General features: G+C 36.5%; 18 protein-coding genes. All 18 read right to left on the bottom strand.

From position 1 onward, the window contains the following. Positions 1-1,458, bottom strand: coding sequence for a bifunctional methyltransferase/pyrophosphohydrolase YabN (yabN, locus tag JMM81_RS17710; protein ID WP_256242892.1), 1,458 nt, complete (start codon positions 1,456-1,458; stop codon positions 1-3). 7 nt (positions 1,459-1,465) lie between these two features. Next, complete coding sequence (locus JMM81_RS17705; protein WP_256242891.1) at positions 1,466-3,073, bottom strand: putative polysaccharide biosynthesis protein; 1,608 nt, start codon at positions 3,071-3,073, stop codon at positions 1,466-1,468. A gap of 478 nt (positions 3,074-3,551) precedes the next feature. Beyond that, positions 3,552-4,088, bottom strand: a complete 537-nt coding sequence (gene spoVT / locus JMM81_RS17700) for a stage V sporulation protein T (RefSeq protein ID WP_256242890.1) — start codon at positions 4,086-4,088, stop codon at positions 3,552-3,554. Between the two features lie 198 nt (positions 4,089-4,286). Continuing rightward, positions 4,287-7,817: a transcription-repair coupling factor gene (gene mfd / locus JMM81_RS17695; RefSeq protein WP_256242889.1), complete on the bottom strand. Its 3,531-nt coding sequence runs from the start codon at positions 7,815-7,817 to the stop codon at positions 4,287-4,289. A gap of 121 nt (positions 7,818-7,938) precedes the next feature. Next, a complete protein-coding gene (fin, locus tag JMM81_RS17690; RefSeq protein WP_256242888.1) occupies positions 7,939-8,169 on the bottom strand; it encodes an anti-sigma-F factor Fin in 231 nt (76 codons plus the stop codon). Between the two features lie 123 nt (positions 8,170-8,292). Beyond that, positions 8,293-8,850, bottom strand: coding sequence for an aminoacyl-tRNA hydrolase (gene pth, locus JMM81_RS17685; protein WP_256242887.1), 558 nt, complete (start codon positions 8,848-8,850; stop codon positions 8,293-8,295). A gap of 288 nt (positions 8,851-9,138) precedes the next feature. Further along, complete coding sequence (locus JMM81_RS17680) at positions 9,139-9,792, bottom strand: 50S ribosomal protein L25/general stress protein Ctc (protein ID WP_256242886.1); 654 nt, start codon at positions 9,790-9,792, stop codon at positions 9,139-9,141. Positions 9,793-10,024: 232 nt separating this feature from the next. Next, positions 10,025-10,981 (bottom strand): ribose-phosphate diphosphokinase, encoded by a 957-nt coding sequence (locus tag JMM81_RS17675; protein ID WP_256242885.1) that lies wholly within the window; start codon positions 10,979-10,981, stop codon positions 10,025-10,027. A 20-nt stretch (positions 10,982-11,001) separates the two neighbouring features. Continuing rightward, a complete protein-coding gene (glmU, locus tag JMM81_RS17670) occupies positions 11,002-12,375 on the bottom strand; it encodes a bifunctional UDP-N-acetylglucosamine diphosphorylase/glucosamine-1-phosphate N-acetyltransferase GlmU (RefSeq protein WP_256242884.1) in 1,374 nt (457 codons plus the stop codon). 215 nt (positions 12,376-12,590) lie between these two features. After that, positions 12,591-12,887 (bottom strand): septation regulator SpoVG, encoded by a 297-nt coding sequence (gene spoVG / locus JMM81_RS17665; RefSeq protein WP_256242883.1) that lies wholly within the window; start codon positions 12,885-12,887, stop codon positions 12,591-12,593. A gap of 200 nt (positions 12,888-13,087) precedes the next feature. Next, entirely contained in the window at positions 13,088-13,462 is a 375-nt protein-coding gene (ridA, locus tag JMM81_RS17660; protein WP_256242882.1) for a 2-iminobutanoate/2-iminopropanoate deaminase, read from the bottom strand. A 156-nt stretch (positions 13,463-13,618) separates the two neighbouring features. Further along, positions 13,619-14,446: a pur operon repressor gene (purR, locus tag JMM81_RS17655; protein ID WP_256242881.1), complete on the bottom strand. Its 828-nt coding sequence runs from the start codon at positions 14,444-14,446 to the stop codon at positions 13,619-13,621. A 61-nt stretch (positions 14,447-14,507) separates the two neighbouring features. Continuing rightward, positions 14,508-15,377, bottom strand: a complete 870-nt coding sequence (gene ispE, locus JMM81_RS17650) for a 4-(cytidine 5'-diphospho)-2-C-methyl-D-erythritol kinase (RefSeq protein ID WP_256242880.1) — start codon at positions 15,375-15,377, stop codon at positions 14,508-14,510. Positions 15,378-15,606: 229 nt separating this feature from the next. After that, positions 15,607-15,786: a small, acid-soluble spore protein, alpha/beta type gene (locus tag JMM81_RS17645; protein ID WP_256242879.1), complete on the bottom strand. Its 180-nt coding sequence runs from the start codon at positions 15,784-15,786 to the stop codon at positions 15,607-15,609. 437 nt (positions 15,787-16,223) lie between these two features. Further along, complete coding sequence (veg, locus tag JMM81_RS17640) at positions 16,224-16,487, bottom strand: biofilm formation stimulator Veg (RefSeq protein WP_256242878.1); 264 nt, start codon at positions 16,485-16,487, stop codon at positions 16,224-16,226. Between the two features lie 248 nt (positions 16,488-16,735). Beyond that, entirely contained in the window at positions 16,736-17,626 is an 891-nt protein-coding gene (gene yabG / locus JMM81_RS17635) for a sporulation peptidase YabG (RefSeq protein ID WP_256242877.1), read from the bottom strand. Between the two features lie 138 nt (positions 17,627-17,764). Then, entirely contained in the window at positions 17,765-18,643 is an 879-nt protein-coding gene (gene rsmA / locus JMM81_RS17630) for a 16S rRNA (adenine(1518)-N(6)/adenine(1519)-N(6))-dimethyltransferase RsmA (protein ID WP_256242876.1), read from the bottom strand. Further along, positions 18,636-19,196, bottom strand: coding sequence for a ribonuclease M5 (gene rnmV, locus JMM81_RS17625; protein ID WP_256242875.1), 561 nt, complete (start codon positions 19,194-19,196; stop codon positions 18,636-18,638). Before rnmV ends, rsmA begins: the two co-directional genes overlap by 8 nt. Between the last annotated feature and the right edge of the window lie 70 nt (positions 19,197-19,266).

The following is a 19,266-nucleotide window of genomic DNA, read 5'->3' as shown; positions in this document are numbered from 1 at the left end:
TTAGTACCCTAGCTTTTTCGCTTCATTCCAAAAATGATCCAGTTCATCTAACGTAAAATCCTTAAATGATTTACCGCTTTCTATTACCTTCTCCTCAATATAATGAAAACGATGGATAAATTTTTGATTTGTCCTAAATAATGCTTCATCCGGATTGATTTCATAATAACGGGCCACATTGACTAGAGCAAATAAAATATCACCAAATTCCTTTACAGCTTTTTCATTTGAACTGTCTTTAGCCATCTCAGCTTCAAATTCGATAATTTCTTCCTTTACTTTTTCCCAAGCACCACCCACATCAGGCCAGTCAAACCCAACCTTAGCCGCTTTTTTCTGAAGTTCAAAAGCACGAATAATGTTTGGTAAAGACATTCCTACCTCATCGAGTATCGATTCGTTACGCTTCCCTTTTTCCTCTTGCTTGATTTCCTGCCAATTGCGAACAACATCATCAGCCGTTTCTGCTATTTTATCACCAAAAACATGTGGGTGACGACGCACCATTTTCGCCGATAGACCTTCTATTACATCATCAATGGAAAAATAGCCATCATCTTCACCAATCTGTGCATGAAGAAGAACTTGAAGTAACACATCACCCAACTCTTCAACCAAATGATCAATATCCTGCTCCCCAATAGCCTCCACGACTTCATAAGCCTCTTCAATTAAATATTTTTTTAACGATTCATGCGTTTGCTTCAAATCCCACGGACAACCATTCGGACCTCTTAACTCAGCAATGATTCCTCTTAGCTTACTAAAGTCTTTATATAGGATAACCTCTTCCTGAACAGGTGGTATATACACAGATGTTAAATTATTCAATTCCGCCTCGCGGTCCAGTTCAACCAAAGGAATCTTTCGGGTCTTTTCATCTTTACTGCCTGCTGCTGTTACAATGTAAACTTCATAATCATACGGGAGTTTCTCCATAAAAGTAAGCTTTACATTTGATGCGATAAAGGAATCATACACTTGACCAATTACTATATGCTGTCTAAGCTGGATCTCCTCTAATTTTAAATCTGTTGCATCTAATAGTTGAAAGCCCTCAATAGGATCAACTCGCAACGTAGTAAACATATCATCTAGAAAGCTTTTTCCTCCACTTACTCTAATAACAACGCCTCTTTCATTTCCCCTATCAAGTAAAAGTTGAACGGTCTTTTCAGCTACAAGTGGGTGACCTGGAACTGCATAAATGAGTTCATCCTCTTTATTTGATAGTAAAGTTTCACATATGTCTTCATAAACAGCTTCAAACTGCTCATGCTTTTCATAAATAGAATCAAATGAATGATAGCAAAATCCTTCTTTTTCCAACTCAGAAACAACAGGATGCTCCTTTGTCCGTAAGTAAACAGGCACACCACTATTAAGTAATTTATAAACACCTAGCGGCAACTGATCGAGGTCTCCCGCTCCAAGCCCTATAATATTAATTTTCTTCATAAACTCTTCATCTCCCGTTTTTCTTTGGTAAGAAAACCATCAACTTACTTCCTAGAGGTAATAAGGAAAGTTCATCTTCCTTGAATAAATTTGTTTTTAAAATAATGACCATATAGGCAAAGCCACCCAAAATAACAGCACCTAATGCCTGCATACTAGCAAATAATCTCTTTGAATGACCAAATTCATAAAAGAAGTCTGTCATTTGTAAAAAAACATTTAAAACGACCATCATAACAACAGCTGCTACACTAATCATGACATAAAATCGTTTATGTATAAGGGACTCTTCCATCATTTTATGTAATTTAACAACTAACATCACTAATATGACCAATAAAGAAAAGATAGATGCTAAAGCGGCCCCCATTGTTCCAAACTTTGGTATAAGAAGTATGTTTAACACATACTTCATGACGAAACAGCCAAAAATAGCAACAGCAGGAAAAAAGATCGATCCTAACCCCTGTAAAATAGCTGTTACTGTCATAATAATAGATGCTAAAAGAATTGATAAACTTAGTACAGCTAATATATGCGAGCCATCTGTATTTTCAAATAGCATCATATTTGTTGGCTTTATAATGTTCCACAGTCCCATTGTCGCTCCAACACCAACAAGTATGCTAATTTTTAGAGCAAGTTGAATTTTCTCCGTTAAAATCGAGGTATCCTTTTGAAGCTTTTCTTTTGTAATAAGTGGAACTAATGATAATGACATCGATGTCGCAACGACTGTACCTAGTTGAATAAGAGGTTGACCACGATCGTAAATCCCCTTTAAGCTCTTTGCAACTTCGCTGCCTAGTCCTGAATCGATTAATAGTGAATATAGATTTAATGAATCTGCTAACTGAATAAAAATAAGCAACATACTGCTTACACAAAAAGGAAATGCCTGAAGAAAGAAGGTCTTAATGATTCTTCCACTTTGCCGAAAATAAACTGCCCCATGAAGAGGTTCTTTCTTTCTAATACGCTGCCAGAAGAATAATAAGATAAGAGCCGAAGTTACTCCACCTGTAATGGAGCCGAAAACAGCTCCAATTCCTACGCTATAAAGAGAATAATGGTGATAGACAAGAAATAAAGCAGATACTAGTATTGTTAAAACTCTAACAAGCTGTTCACTCACTTGTGATACTGCAGTCGGCATCATCTCATCAGACCCTTGAAAGAATCCTCTTAATAAAGCAATCACTGGCATGATTAAAAAAATAACAGCAATTACTTTTAGTAACGGGATAAGCTGGGGATCATTCATATAGTTTGCCAACCATCCTGCCCCACTATAAAGCAGTAAAAAACATAGTAAACCAAACCCCAATAGAAAAAGCATAGACACAACAAACAATTGCTTTGTATTACCTTGTTCTCCCTTTGCCATTTCTTCTGCATGCAATTTCGATATGACCACGGGAAATCCGTATGTAGATAGTACGATTGCTATTCCATAAAAGGGATATACCTGCTGGTAAATATAAAAACCGATATCCCCAACAATATTTTGAAAGGGAATTCGGTAAAAAGCACTTAGAATTTTAGTACATAATGCCGCAATGGTCAGTATGACCGTCCCTTTAAACAGATTCTTCACTTGATTTCCGGGCTTCATTGCCCAACTCCTTCCAAATAAGAAAAACACAAGCGCCTTGCTCACCCCTGATAAAGAAAACTCACTAATTGACGAGCCTTCAGGCGAAGTCAGAAGCGTAGTTGCACTTATGTAAATAGAATTTATGATCATAAATTCTATTTGCCAAGCACAAGACGAGCCGGCAAGGAGGTTCTTCTTTAATCTTCTTGCTAGATTGGCTTATGACTCGAGAGGGTAGGCTGCTTGCGCTAGACAGTAATCAAAATTCAAAAGATCATACTTTCTTTTCTTTAGATAAATTCGAAAGTATTATAGCACATTATTTATGTAAGAGCGCTGAAGCTAGACCGTTAATTAAATTGAAGAATGTTATACTTCCTGTTTAGGCAACAAAAGAGACAGCGGTTAGGCTGCCTCTTTTGTTTAATGATAAGATCGATAATTTCCATAGAAACAAGCTTTTTTGCATATTTCCAAGACACTTACACCATTCTAATTATGATTCCATTTGCCTTGCTAGAAATCCTGCAGCTGTTTCTACTGCTTTTTGCTCAACATCACCTAAAGAGCCTTCCTTAGAATAAATGATCACAGCACCAATTGGGTCACCATTTGCAATAATTGGGCCAACGGTGTAAGAAGCAATTTCCTCACTAATACCATCTACTAATGTTGTTTCAGATTGTTGATTCATAATGATCGAGTTTCTCTCTTCCATTGTTTTCTCAAGAAGACCACTTATATTTTTATTCAAATACTCCTTTTTAGACCCTCCCGCACTCGCAATAAATGTATCTCTATCACAAATAAGTACCGGGTTTCCTAAACTGTCAAATATTGCTTCAGCATACTCTTTTGCAAAATCACCTAATTCACTAATAGGGGAATATTTCTTTAAAATCACTTCTCCATCACGGTCAACGAATATCTCCAATGGATCACCTTCGCGGATACGTAATGTTCTGCGAATTTCCTTTGGGATAACGACACGACCTAAATCATCGATTCGACGAACAATACCAGTTGCTTTCATTCAACGTTGCCTCACTTTCATCTGATGATTTGTTCCATGTGGCAATGATTCATATTCCTCAATATGTAATCTTCACCATATTTGAACTTAGTATCTTTCATACAGAAAGTTCTATACATATACAATGACTTTTTCTTGTCAATGTTATTCATTCCATATTAGGATAAAAATACCAGATAGAAAGGTGTGACATAACGATTATGAAATAGATGTTTTACTATCCTCTTTTTTTTCATGCATCCCTTGTAAAATTTCATAAATGGCATTCAACCATATTTCTAAAGATACCTTCTTCACATGAAGTACCATTTTAAACTTTGTTCCTTCCATACCTAGACCAACCATTCTTCCATATTGGTTGGTTAATTGAAAGACTTTATGCCCATCTATAGAGCTACTTTTCTCTTCTGTTAAAAGAATCGTTACCTCATCTTTTGTTTGTTTAATGGTTTCAATGCCGACAAGTAAAGCAAAAACTTTGATTTCGGCAATTTGGAATAAATAGGAAACTTCATCTGGATATTCACCAAATCGATCGATCATTTCTTCTTGTAACTCTTTTATATCATCCAGATCACTTATACCTCGGAAACGCTTATACATTTCGATTTTTTGCTGGCCATCCTTTATGTAGGTATCCGGAATATAAGCATCGATATCTAAGTCGATTTCAACTGACTGACGCTTTGCTTCTTCAAGGCCACCTTTTCTTTCCTCAATCGCTTCTTTCAACATTTGTGAATAGAGATCGAAACCAACTGAATCAATAAATCCATGCTGTTGTGCACCTAACAGATTACCTGCTCCACGAATCGATAAATCTCGCATCGCAATTTTAAAACCTGAGCCAAGCTCAGTAAATTCTTTAATTGCCTGTAAACGTCTTTCTGCTACCTCAGTTAGAACTTTGTCCTTCCGATAAGTAAAATAGGCATAAGCAACACGATTCGAACGTCCCACCCGTCCCCTTAACTGATAAAGCTGTGAAAGGCCCATTTTATCGGCATCGTTGACAATAAGTGTATTAACGTTCGGAATATCTACACCTGTCTCAATAATGGTTGTACTAACAAGAACATCAAAATCACCCTCTAGAAAACTTAACATGACTGATTCTAATTCATTCTCATTCATTTTTCCATGTGCGAAGGTTACCTTTGCATCAGGTACCAGCATCGAAATTTCCTCTGCTTTTCGCTCAATATCTTCTACTCTATTATAAAGAAAATAGACTTGGCCATTTCTCGCAAGTTCACGTTCAATCGCTTCCCTTACCAGTCCCCCATTATATTCCATTACATAAGTTTGCACTGGAAAACGATTCTCCGGAGGCGTTTCAATAACTGACAAATCACGAACACCAAGCATGGACATGTGAAGAGTACGCGGAATAGGTGTCGCTGTTAGCGTTAATACGTCAACATTTGTCTTTAACTTTTTTATTTTCTCTTTATGGCTGACACCAAAACGTTGCTCTTCATCGATAATTAACAATCCTAAATCTCGATATTGAATTTCCTTCGATAATAGTCGATGTGTTCCGACAACAACATCTACCGTACCACTTTTTAATCCTTTTATCGTTTCAGTTTGTTGCTTTCGTGTACGGAAACGACTAAGCAAACCAATGTTAACTGGATAATCTTGAAACCGTTCAATCATCGTTTGATAATGTTGTTGAGCTAAGATCGTTGTTGGAACAAGAATGGCAACTTGTTTTCCATCTGCAATGGCTTTAAAGGCGGCTCGAATAGCCACTTCCGTTTTCCCATATCCAACATCTCCACAAAGAAGACGATCCATTGGCCTTTCTTTTTCCATGTCCTTTTTAATTTCTTGAATCGAGCGAAGTTGATCTTCTGTCTCCTGATAAGCAAAGGAAGTTTCAAATTCACGCTGCATATCTCCATCAGGGTTAAAAGCATGACCAACCGCCGCTTCACGCTCTGCATAAAGCTTAATTAAATCTTCAGCAATATCTTCAACAGAGGATTGAACCTTTTTCTTGACCTTTTTCCAATCGCTACCGCCTAATTTATAGATTTTTGGTTCTTTACCTTCTGAAGCGACATACTTTTGTACCAAATCGATTTGCTCTACTGGTACATAAAGTTTGTCACTTCCTTGATAACGAATATGAAGATAATCTTTATGGACTCCATTAATCACCAACGTCTCAATTCCAAGGTACTTCCCGATCCCATGATTTACATGGACGACGTGATCTCCCACTTTGAGTTCAGAGTAATTCTTAATTCTTTCTGCATTCGATAATTTTTGGCGACGCGATGATCTTTTAGCTCTTTTCGTAAAAAGCTCTTCCTCTGTCACAATAGCTAGTTTTTGAATAGGAAGCTCGAACCCTGTTAATAAGTCCCCTTGCATAATTTGAACTTTTCCCTTTAACAACTCATTACTAGTAACAGTCGCTTCAATATCATAGTCTGCGAGGATACGCTCCAACCTTTTTACACGATCTTCATCAGATCCAAGGAATAAAATCGTATACTGATTTTTCTTCCAACGCTCTACTTCCCCATTTAAAACATTCATCTGACCGTGAAAGCTTTGCATTTGTTTACATGCCACATTAATAATATTTTGTGGGTTTGTATTTGGAACATGTCGCAAAAATAATGACAAATAAATGACAGATAAGTTTGAACGAGAAGTTAATTCCGATAAAGAATATGACATCTTTACATTGTGAATAATATTTCCTTCACTTAATAAACCCGTATACCATTCCGCCTCTTCTTTCTCAAGTGATTCGTTCATTTCCTGAACCCGACTAATCTCATCAATAAAAAGAATAGAATTTTTCGAAAAATAGTCTATTAAACTACTAACCGGATCATAGGAAATAGAAAGATACTTAAATAGTTGTTCTGGTTTTTGATGATTTTTTAACTGTTCTAATTCATAGCTAATATTCTGCGTGAGCTGAGTTTTTACACCTTCATCTTTTACATGATTTAAACTATCCTTCAGTCCAATTTCTAATTTCTCAACTAACCGTGCATATTGCTCTTCCTGAAATGGAATTTCTGTTGCTGGTCCAATTGTCATTTCATCACATTTTTCAATAGAACGTTGATCCTCTAATGAAAAGGTACGGATCGAGTCAATCTCTGTATCAAATAACTCTATTCTAATTGGATTTGTTTCTGTTAACGGATAAATATCAATAATTCCGCCCCTTACACTAAATTCACCAGGGGAATCAATCATTTCTGTACGTACATAGCCCATCTCAATAAATTGAAGAAGCTGATCATCGATACTAAGCTCATCTCCAACCTTGAAAGTGAGTTGATACTGTTTCCATACAGCAGGAGGTGGAACAAATTTCCGCATACCTGCAATAGGCACAATCACGATACTACCTTTCTCTGTGCTCAAATGATTTAAAACCTCAATGCGCTGTGCTTTTAATTCTGGGCTGGCAACACTAATTTCCGCTCCTATTAGTTCATTTGCAGGATAGAGAAACACATCTTCTTCACCGATCACGTGAACAAGATCATCAAATAATTTTTGGGCTTGTAATAAATTATGCGTTACAATCAGTATTTGTTTTTTTGTTTTTTCATAAACAGAAGCGATAAACAAGGTTCTTGCTGAACCCGATAACCCAGCAACGAGTTGCTCACGTAAGCCTTCGTCAACCCCTGCTATAACGTTTCCTATTTCCTCTTGTTGATTAAAAAGGCCCTTCAGTCCTAGCATCAAAGCCCCTCCCTCCAATATCGACCATTATGATAATCAACCTTCTTTTTCTTTTATTATAACACTTACCTTTTTTCATATATTTAAATAGAAAAATGCTTTGGATAAAGCTCCAAAGCTTTTAATGAATTAAAAAGTCATTTTGATAATATTCAGGATTTTTTTCAAGTGATTCCTGGCAGTCTTCACAAATAGATTTGATGTGAATATCTCCATTAGAGTTATAAGTTATCATATCCTGTCTTTCCTCATCATTTAATTTATGAAATCCGAGGCGCTCTGTCTCAATTGAATTTTGATTAAGTGTACCCATTTTCATTCCACAATGACGACAATGGTAATGAATTCCCATTCCATTACCTCCTTCATAACATAATAATCGAGCTTTAGCGCCACTCCCTTAAGGGCTTCTATTAAGACGCTTGCACTTTTTTCATTAATGTTATTATTGCCCATAATTGTAGAATTCATTCTATTAATTATGCGTATTCATTACTTGTAAAAAAGGCTTCCTTATCCATTCCTCACAGGCGTCAGCACTTCGCTCAACTGCCACCTTTATCAGTTCTTGCTCCTCTTGTGTAAAGCGACCGAGAACATAATCTGTAATAGTCATTCCATTTGATGGACGATTGATCCCCACACGAATTCGATTGAATTCCTGGGTTCCTAAATGAGAAATGGTTGATTTAATCCCATTATGTCCACCCGCACTCCCTTTTTGACGTAGACGTATTCTACCAACCGGTAAATCTAAATCATCATAAATAACGACTAAATCATCTATATCCATTTGAAAATAATTTATCATGGCAGAAATTGACTCACCTGACAGATTCATATAGGTTAATGGCTTCAATAAAAAAACTTTTTCTCCTTGTACAATTCCGCTGCCATAGATCCCTTTAAATTTTGCTTGGTCGAGTGAGATATGTAAACGATCTGCTAATGCATCAATAACCTCAAAACCAATATTATGTCTTGTTTGAGCATACTGTTTCCCCGGGTTCCCTAAACCCACTATAAGTTTCATACTTTCCACCCTTACTTCTATTCCCAATTATATTCATTCTATTGAATATATAGGCTTTTTTCAAAATCTTTTTAAATAATTTTATGGGTATCATTAAAGTAAGAGAAGGCCCATACATACTCATAAACACCGAAGAACATTTCCACGTCATAATCATCCATACGGTCATTTTAATAGAAGAACTTTTAAGAGCAATGACAGAGGGGAGGGAAATATAATTGGTGCATTTCCCTCTCCTCTGATTGTCTTTTCAAATTTCATTATTGACCTATAAATACTCTTTACTTATCACTTGTTAGGAGTGTTAGGATTGTTAGGATTTGTTTCTCTTCCTTCAAGGTTCTCAGGAGTACCTTCTGCCTGCTCTTCGCCAGTACTAATTTCTACTTCCTGACGTGGAGCGAGGATAGAAGCGACTACTTCATCGTCTTCATGATTTATCGTAAACTGGCTATTTGCTTTGATATCAGCAATTGTAATCGTTTCTCCAACTTGTAAATTTGCTACGTCAATGTCAACGGACTGTGGAATGTTTGCCGGTGTAGCAGTGACAGAAACTTCGTGCAATGACTGTTGTTGCATCACACCCCCATCTTTCACTCCAGCAGCATCCCCAGTTAAGACAACTCTTACGTCTGTCGTTAACTCTTTCGACATATCTATAGCAAGAAAATCAGCATGCACAAATCCATTTTTCAATGGGTCTATTTGATAATCTGTTAAGATAACATTTTGCCTATTCCCCTCAACATCTAGTGCAATGATACCGTTTCTTCCAACATCTTTAATCGTTTTAAGTAATTCTATTTCGTTTAAATAAATGGATTTGCTCCCTAAAGTTGAACCATATACGACCGCAGGGATATTTCCCTCTTTCCGTATACTTGTTAATGCTGAATGACGCAATAATTTTCGTTCTTTTGCTTGTAAAACTGTATTCATTCTAAATGTCTCCTTCCAATTCTTTATTCAAAGGTATCTCTATAAAAAAATACCCTAAAATAGGAAGATCTAAACATTTTAGTTTTATTCACAAGCTGAATGTCATGTCAGATTGATCCTTGAAATAGTTTAAATTTTCAAAACAAGATGCTTAAACAAAATCTACCATAACAATCAAACTTTGTCATGTATATGAGGCCTGCTAAATTAGCAAGCCTCATAATGGAATTTCTTAATCAAACAAAATACTAACAGATTGTTCCTCATGAACACGGATAATAGCTTCTCCAATCAACGAGGCAACAGAAAGGTTTTTAATTTTATTTATTTGCTTTTCTTCTGGTAAAGCAATCGAGTTCGTGATGACTAATTCTTTAATTTTCGAATTTTCAATTCTTTCAATCGCAGGTCCTGACAGTACTGGATGTGTACAACAAGCATACACTTCTTTAGCACCACTTTCTATTAAGGCATTTGCAGCTAACGTAATGGTCCCAGCTGTATCAATGATATCATCAATTAAAATACATACTTTTCCTTCAACGTTACCAACAATATTCATCACTTCTGCCACATTTGGCCTTGGGCGACGTTTATCAATAATCGCAATTGGAGCTTTCAAACGATCGGCTAATTTTCTAGCGCGCGTCACTCCCCCATGATCAGGCGAAACTACTGTGATGTCACCATCAAAATCACGGTTTTCAAAATGTTCGGCTAAAATTGGAACTCCCATTAGATGGTCAATTGGAATATCAAAGAATCCTTGGATTTGTGGAGCATGTAGATCCAGTGTAATCATTCGAGTTGCTCCAGCAGTTTCAATTATATTCGCCACTAACTTAGCTGTAATCGGTTCACGTGCACGCGCTTTTCGATCTTGACGAGCATAACCGTAATATGGCATAACAACACAAATAGACTTTGCTGAAGCTCTTTTTAAAGCATCGATCATAATTAATAGTTCCATTATGTGCTCATTAATAGGAGTATTCGTAGATTGAATAATAAATACATCACATCCACGTATGCTTTCTTCAATATTAATCTGAATCTCTCCATCACTAAAACGAGTTACTGTACATTTTCCAAGCTCCACCCCGATTACCTTTGCAATTTCCTCTGCTAACCCAAGGTTCGAGTTTAGGGAAAACACTTTTAAATTTGGATCTAAATACTGATTAGACATATTGACCTCCAATTGCTTATTTATTTGTCTGTATTAAAATTTTGCACGTAATTCTCTTTATTTATTTGACGAGCACGAGCAACTGCAAGCGCATCTCCAGGTACATTTTCTGTAATGGTTGAACCAGCTGCTACATAAGCACCTTTTCCTACTGTCACAGGGGCAACTAAATTAGAGTTACAGCCAATAAATACTCCATCTTCTATTTTCGTTAAGTATTTATTTTTCCCATCATAATTAACAGTGATAGAACCACAGCCAATATTAACCTTACTACCGACTTCAGCATCCCCTATATAACTTAAGTGTGACGCTTTGCTTCCATGACCAAAAACTGCTTTTTTAATTTCAACAAAGTTACCTATCTTCACTTCATCATAGATATTTGAATGAGGTCGAATATGCGCAAATGGTCCAATATTAACATCCGAGCCAATTTGACTATCATGTGCAACTGATTGCCTAATGACTGTATTATGACCAATTTGACAATTTTTAATTTCACTATTTGGACCAATTTGACAATCAGAATCAATAGTTGTACTACCAGTAATCATTGTTCCAGGTAAGAGGACTGTATCAGGTCCAATTTCTACATCTGCTCCAATATATGTTGTTAATGGATCAATAATGGTCACACCATTTTGCATATGCTTCCGATTAATCCGCTTTTTCATGATCTGCTCTGCTTCAGAAAGGGCCACTCGATCATTTACGCCAAGAGTCTCACCGAAATCGCCTGTTTTAAAAGCTGTAACGATCTCACCTTTACCTTTTAAGATCTCAATCACATCGGGTAAATAATACTCCCCCTGAACATTATCATTAGTCACTTGATTTAATGCTTCAAATAAAGCTTCATTATCAAAGCAATACGTACCCGTATTAATTTCTGCAATCAAACGTTCTTCTTCAGAAGCATCTTTATGCTCAACAATTTTTTCAACTAAACCTGTTTCACTTCTGACAATACGACCATAGCCTGTTGGCTCATCTGCTTGGGCAGTTAAGACCGTGATCTTAGCTTTTGTTTTTTCATGGTGCTCGAATAGAGCCTCCATTGTTTCTGCTTTAATCAGTGGAGTATCGCCACATACAACAAGAGTGACCCCTTGCTTACCACTTAGTAATTCCTTTGCTTGAAGAACAGCGTGACCAGTCCCAAGTTGTTCTGCCTGAAGGACATATTCACTTTGATTGCCAAGCTGTGCCTTTACTTTTTCGGCTCCGTGGCCAATAATTGTAACGATTTCCTCTATATTAAGCTTTTCAATTTGATCAACGACATGTTGAACCATTGGTTTGCCACAAACAGGATGCAAGACTTTATAAAGCTTTGATTTCATTCTTGTCCCTTGACCAGCGGCTAGTATTACAGCATAACGAGTAAGCATTAATAGGCCTCCAATACCCTTTTATCCATTAAAAATATATATCAAATAACAATTCTTTTCAAGAACAGAAACAAAGAAGTACTCTTTTTATGGAAAAATAATATTTTGATGAGTGGTAGAAGAAGAAAATCATGAAGGTCAACAGTGAAAAAAGCATACAAATGAAAAGAGCCTTTCTAATTAAAGAAGGCTCTTTTCATTTTGATTTATTCTTTTTAAGAAGCACCCGCTTCTTCATACTCTACTTCTGCTTCTACTTCACCTAAACGATGATATTCTGTCAAAACTGCCTCTTGGATCTTGCCGCGTGTACCAGAGTTAATTGGGTGGGCGATATCGCGAAACTCACCATCAGGCGTACGTTTACTTGGCATTGCAACAAACAAGCCATTGTTACCATCAATGACGCGGATATCATGAACAACAAACTCATTATCCAACGTAATAGATGCGATCGCTCTCATGCGTCCATCCGTATTTACACGGCGTAATCTTACGTCAGTTACTTCCATTTTGTTCACCACCTTTGCACAGAAAATTAATAATAACTAAGTTTATAGATTCAACAGAATTTTCTTAATTCCTGCTTAAATAGTAATTTTTTTATAAATAATTGTAATAAACTTCAACTTTAGGAATAATAATCATATTTTCCTTTATTTATACATTAATTTTTTATAAATCGTACTTAAACATAAAAAAAACGCTCGTTTTACTTAACGAGCGCGATTACCTCAATTTCAACTAATGCATCCTTTGGAAGGCGGGCTACCTCAACACAAGAACGCGCAGGTTTATGTGTGTGGAAATATTCCCCATAAACTTCATTCACTAGAGCAAACTCATTCATATCTTTAATAAAAACAGTCGCCTTTACAACGGACTCTAATGACGCACCTGCTTCTTTCAAAACTGCTTGCAGATTCTTAAATACTTGATGTGTTTGTTCTTTAACATCCCCGTCCACCATTTCTCCTTGAGCTGTCAAAGGTATCTGTCCAGAGCTATAAAAAAGATTGTTTACTATAATTCCTTGGGAATAGGGTCCAATAGCAGCAGGTGCTTCTGTTGTGTTAACGATTTTCATGAAAAAATCCTCCTCTTTATTATCCTTTTTGATTAAACTTTGTTAAATAATAGCATTGATGTTTTAATCGTCTTTGGTGTAAGCGTCCATTACGTTATTCATTCTGAATAAAACACATGGCCACATACACCAAAGACGATTTATCAAAAATCATCATTAACAAAGCCTTTTATTAAAATAATTTCCTTCACTCACATTGATCTTTTTCTCTTTTACGTCAACATCTGACAATCTAATTAATGAGAGATAGTCATCAACTAAACGTTCGTCTGCTTTCTCTGCTTCTACAAGAACGGCAATTCCAGCTACATTTGCACGAAACTCCTCCAACATGCTGATCATCCCATTCACTGTGCCGCCTGCCTTCATAAAATCATCAATGATCAAAACATTAGACCCTTCAGCTAAGCTTTTTTTTGATAGGAGCATTGTCTGAATCCGTTTATGTGAACCAGATACATAGTTAATGCTAACGGTCGGTCCCTCTGTAACCAAGCTATCCCTTCTGACAATCACAACAGGGACATTTAAATAATTAGCCACTGCATAGGCAATCGGTATCCCTTTTGTCGCAACGGTCATCACGACATCTATCGGAGTATTGATATAGGTCGAAGCAATCATTCTTCCTACCTTCTGAACAATAGACGGGTTGCCAAGTATATCTGTCATATATAAGTATCCGCCTGGCAGGAGCCGTTCCGGATTAGACATTAATTCGCAAAGCTCTTTAATAAATAAACGGGCATCCTCTTTATTTACTTCAACTTGGAATTTCACTCCACCTGCAGCCCCTGCAATCGTTTGCAAAGTGCCAATTCCTCTCGCTTCAAAAACCTCTTTAATAATCGCCAAATCTTCACTTATGGAAGACTTTGCCGAACTATATCTTTCTGCAAAAACAGTAAGAGGAATTAATTGTCGGGGATGCTTTAATAAAAAATCCGTCATATCAATTAATCGCTCACTCCGACGAAATTTCACCAATCAAGACCTCCCTTTAAATCCGAATATTTTAATGTTAATATAACACTAATATACGGATCTAATCAAGAGTATGTTGCTCACCTAACATCCTTACAGCAAAAACCTGATCGCAAAAACCTCTTAATCCATTATATACCCTCTGCATTCTAGAATCATGTTGGACAAGGCCAAAAACGGTAGGCCCACTCCCACTCATTAAAACAGAATCTGCACCAAAACGTTTCATTTGATCCTTTATTAGTGCCACCTCTGGATAAAGTTTTAATGTCACATCCTCGAGAACATTTCCAAGATTGGAACAAACGTCCGTAAATTGACCTGCCTCAATAGCTTGAAGCATTTTCTTTGTGTCTGGATGATGAATTCTTCCTAAGTCTAGGCGACGATACACATCTGCTGTCGAAACGCCGATAAAGGGCTTGGCAAGAACAACCCAACAAGTTGGAGGTGCTGGAAGATGTGAGATAATTTCTCCCCGCCCTTTTGCTAATGCCGTACCTCCATAAACGCAAAAAGACACATCCGAACCAATTTCAGCACCTAATTCAGCTAATTCAGCCATCGTTAGTCCTAATCCCCAAAGTTTATTTAAACCTCTTAACGCAGCAGCAGCATCACTGCTACCACCAGCTAGTCCAGCTGCTACAGGAATCACTTTTTCAATTGTGATTGCTACGCCTTTTTGAACAGAAAAACGTTTTTTTAACAGTAACGCTGCTTGATAAGCTAAATTTCGATGATCATCAGGCACAAAACGATTATGAGAAATAATTTTTATTTCATTTTGGTCTAATAAAGTTAATTCTAAACGATCTGCCAGATCAATGGTCGTCATGATCATTTCTACTTCATGATAGCCATCAGGCCGTTTATATAGTACATCTAACGACAAGTTAATCTTTGCCGGTGCTTTTACTAAAAGCTTCAAAAACTTCACCTACTTTGCAAGATACGACTCCGGTTTTTGTCCTATTTTACCACAAAATAGAGAAAGTAAGACGTTAGATTCATGACAATCTTATAAATGATCTATTTTCTTCGCTATGTAAGGTATAAAAATAGCCAGAGCGTAGAGCCCTGGCTAGCCGTAATGAATCCATTTTAGTTGAAAAGTTTCGTTACTAGAATGTTGTAACTTTAATGGCAATGAAAAGAGTTTAGCGTCGATTGTTTAAAAGATTTTGCTCTGCTATTTCAATTGCTCTCTTGACCATATTACCTGCATCTCGAGCCTTAATGCCACCCCATCCTTCTTTTTGAACAACATCATAAAACCCAAGTTCTTTCGCAATTTCCTCTTTTAATCCTTCTGACATAATACCTTTTCTTCTGCCCAACTTTAACATCTCCTTTCATCATCCCGGCTTTCATTAGTATTGGGTGATTTAGAAGGTTTATGAATACCTTATTTTTGAAATAGACTTTTTGATAGGCTGTTTTCGTATAGATTGTTGTTTTCCGAATGAATGTCTAAACCCGTATTAATCAAAATGTCGGGGCATCTTTTCGTAACCATTCTTATGTGTTCAATATTAAAATGAGTATTTAATTTCTATTTATAGTATGAAAAGCAACAAAGTTTACGAAAAGAGCCTTTTGATCAAAAGGCTCTTTTAAATAATCGTGTTGATGTAAGAGTTCCAGTTATTAACAATCATCATTAACAGAGCCTATAAAAAAATAAGATGAGCAGATGAGAAGAATGTACATATCCTTCTCATCTGCTCATCTTATACTTATCGAAACTATGATGACGCTATCTATCGCCTTTTTGTTAACTTAAAGCAACTTGTCCTGATGTATCTTCATAGAAAGTAATTTGTACCGTTTCTGTTAAAACATCGGCATAGCTATATGAAACACGTTCAAAAGAATTTTCATCCTGATCTAGTTCAATTACGAACACAGAAGGATACGTTTCTGATAAAACACCTGAACGCTCAATCGTTTTCCGTCTTCCACCGTTCGCCTTGAGCAAAAGTCTTTTTCCTAAATTTGAATCAAGAGCCTTTTTGATATCCGTTAAAGTTTTTGCCATTTTCGGTCCACCTCACTATCTGTAAGTATATAACAAAAATGAAAAAAAGTCAAGCAAAAATATAAATTATAACAGTCTTTAAAAATAAATGTCAATATTTTTCGCTCTACAAATTTTTCTTTTTTTCTACATTATTATCTTCCCCTTGATTCTTCTTAATTATGTATGTTACTTCCAGTAGTATCATCTATAACCTAAACTTACATGAATTGGAAAGCAAAAATAAGTCGTTTTCATATAGAAACGACTTATTCACCTTGTTCGGTACTAGTGCCACCATTAAACGGCATTCCGGTTCTTAATATTCCTCTTGTCTCAATCCCACCAAGCCCCTTTTCACCTGTTAACGTATTACGAAGGACATCCCAAACATTGATCCTTTCCATGAATGGGGTAAAACTGATCTTCGCAACAATATACACGGGATCAAGTGCATGGATATTGACTCGTGCAGGAGAGCTTGCAAAGTTAGCTCCCGCTTGAATTAATGATTCAAAATGGGACTGGCAAGCCCCAGCAAAAATAACAAGCTGATCAAGATTAGGAATTTTCCTTCTAGCCTCTTTTACCGTTTGCACAAAGTCTCTCGAGTGTCGATAGGCATTAATATCAGTCTTTTCACCCTTTGATTTTGTATAAGCATCATGCCCTGTTATAACCAATATATCTGGACGGTAATAGTCAAGAAGTTGCCCAATTTTATTGGCCATTTCTTTTTCATTGCAATGAATGCCCGTGACAGGAATTCCGACTTTTTCATAAACAGTTAAGCATTTTTTTAAATAAGCGGAGTCTCCATCTAAATGCAGCACACGGCCTGGTATTTGAAAATAATTAAAGGATTTAGCATAACCACCTGTTGACTCATACTCATGTCTTTCTTTCAGCAAATGAATATCCTGCCGAAATAACTGAAAGGATTGTTCCTCTAATGAACGAAATTGTTGGGACTTCTTAGCATGTTCTAGTGGATTAATTAGGACTAAATCGTTAAAAGGAGCATCAGCAATTAAGCGGAAATCCTCCCCATATAAGATAGCCATTTTTTTATGATTATCTTCTCTTATTTCAACCACTCTAAATAAAATATCGCAATGATAAGACTTCCTACCAACTATGTCCATTTTATTAATACTCATGGGCATCACTCACTCCATTTTGCCAGCATACAGCTCAAAATCTGTCTGCTTTAAAATATGCAGTAGACCAGTAACCTGTGAATAAGAAATGGGGAAGCGGCTCGTTTCTATAAATAAAGAAACACCCTAAATTGGGTGTTAATGAAAATACGGATATAGAGTGTCACTTAGCCGCGCAAATTCTTCAATCGCTAGAGACTCGCCTCTTCTTCCAGGCTCGATTTCTGCTTTAGAAAGTGCTAACAAAATCAATTCTTTTTTTTCTTTTCCTGCTGGTAACTGACTCGTTAAATTATTCAATATTGTTTTTCTTCTTTGTGCAAAACTACTCCTCGTCACTTTGAAAAAGAATTCCTCACTTATGACAGGAAACAGGGGTTCTTTTCTTCTTGTTAAACGAATAACAGCGGAATCAACATTAGGTTGAGGAATAAATACTGTTTTCGGAACAATCATGACAGTCTCAGCTTCTGTATAGTATTGAATCGCAATAGATAATGAGCCATATTCCTTTGTTCCAGGCTTAGCTGCTATTCTGTCTGCCACTTCCTTCTGTAACATACAAACAATCCCTCTTATTGGTAATTGTTCCTCTAGCAACTTCATAATAATTGGAGTCGTCACATAATAAGGCAAATTCGCTACCACCATGATATCAGTGATTCCAGACAATTCTTGTTCTATGACTTCTTGAACATTCGCCTTTAAAATATCTTGATGAATAATCGTCGTATTTGAATAAGGAGCTAACGTATCTTCTAAAATGGGAAGTAGACGCTGATCAATTTCAAAAGAAACTACCTTTTTACATTGTTTTGCCAACTGTTCAGTTAAAGCACCAATTCCAGGCCCTACTTCAATAGCCGCCGATTCATTCGTTAGCTCTGCATAATCAACGATATTTCTTAGGATATTCGTATCAATTAAAAAGTTTTGACCTAAGCTCTTTTTAAAAGAAAATCCATATTTTTTCATGATTTCCTTTGTTCTAACAGGTGTCGCAATATCTTTATACATCGTTTTCCTCCTTGCGAATAACCTCAATGGCCTCTGCAAAAGCTTGCTTGCTTATTTCAAAAACCATTAACCTTTTATGAAGTTGCTTACCATTTGTATAACCAATTTTGAGTAATTTACCCAAACTCTCTCTTCGAGCCTTAGCACCTTCTCCACCAATTAAGCCTGCTATTATTAAGTCTTCATTTGTCACATTCTCTTGTGACCTTTCTTGCACTAAATGAGCGTCTTTTAAAGCTCTTCTAATGGATTCAGGAGAAGCGTGTTCAACCCCTACTCCTTTTCGGTGCTTATGTAATGCCTCTTCTTTTGGAATAAACGCATGCTTACACCCAGGTACTCTCTCAGAAATCGTATGACGAATTTTTTGTCCTGGATAATCTGGGTCTGTTAAGACGATGACACCTCTTGTCTCTTGCGCTAATTTAATTTTTTCAATGGTTTCATCATTAATGGCAGATCCATTTGTTTCAATTGTATCAGCATTTACCGCCCGTTGAATGGCAGTCGTATCATCCTTGCCCTCAACTACTATAATTTCTTTAATTTTCATTGTGCCTCCAAAAAATTTATAATAAAAACGCAAAATAAATGAAACATTTTTGTAACAATAAACGTCTATA

Source organism: Bacillus sp. V3B (assembly GCF_024494465.1).
GTDB lineage: Bacteria > Bacillota > Bacilli > Bacillales > Cytobacillaceae > Bacillus_BD.
Note: the sequence above shows the minus strand (reverse complement) of the source record. Positions and strands in the feature narration are given on the sequence as shown.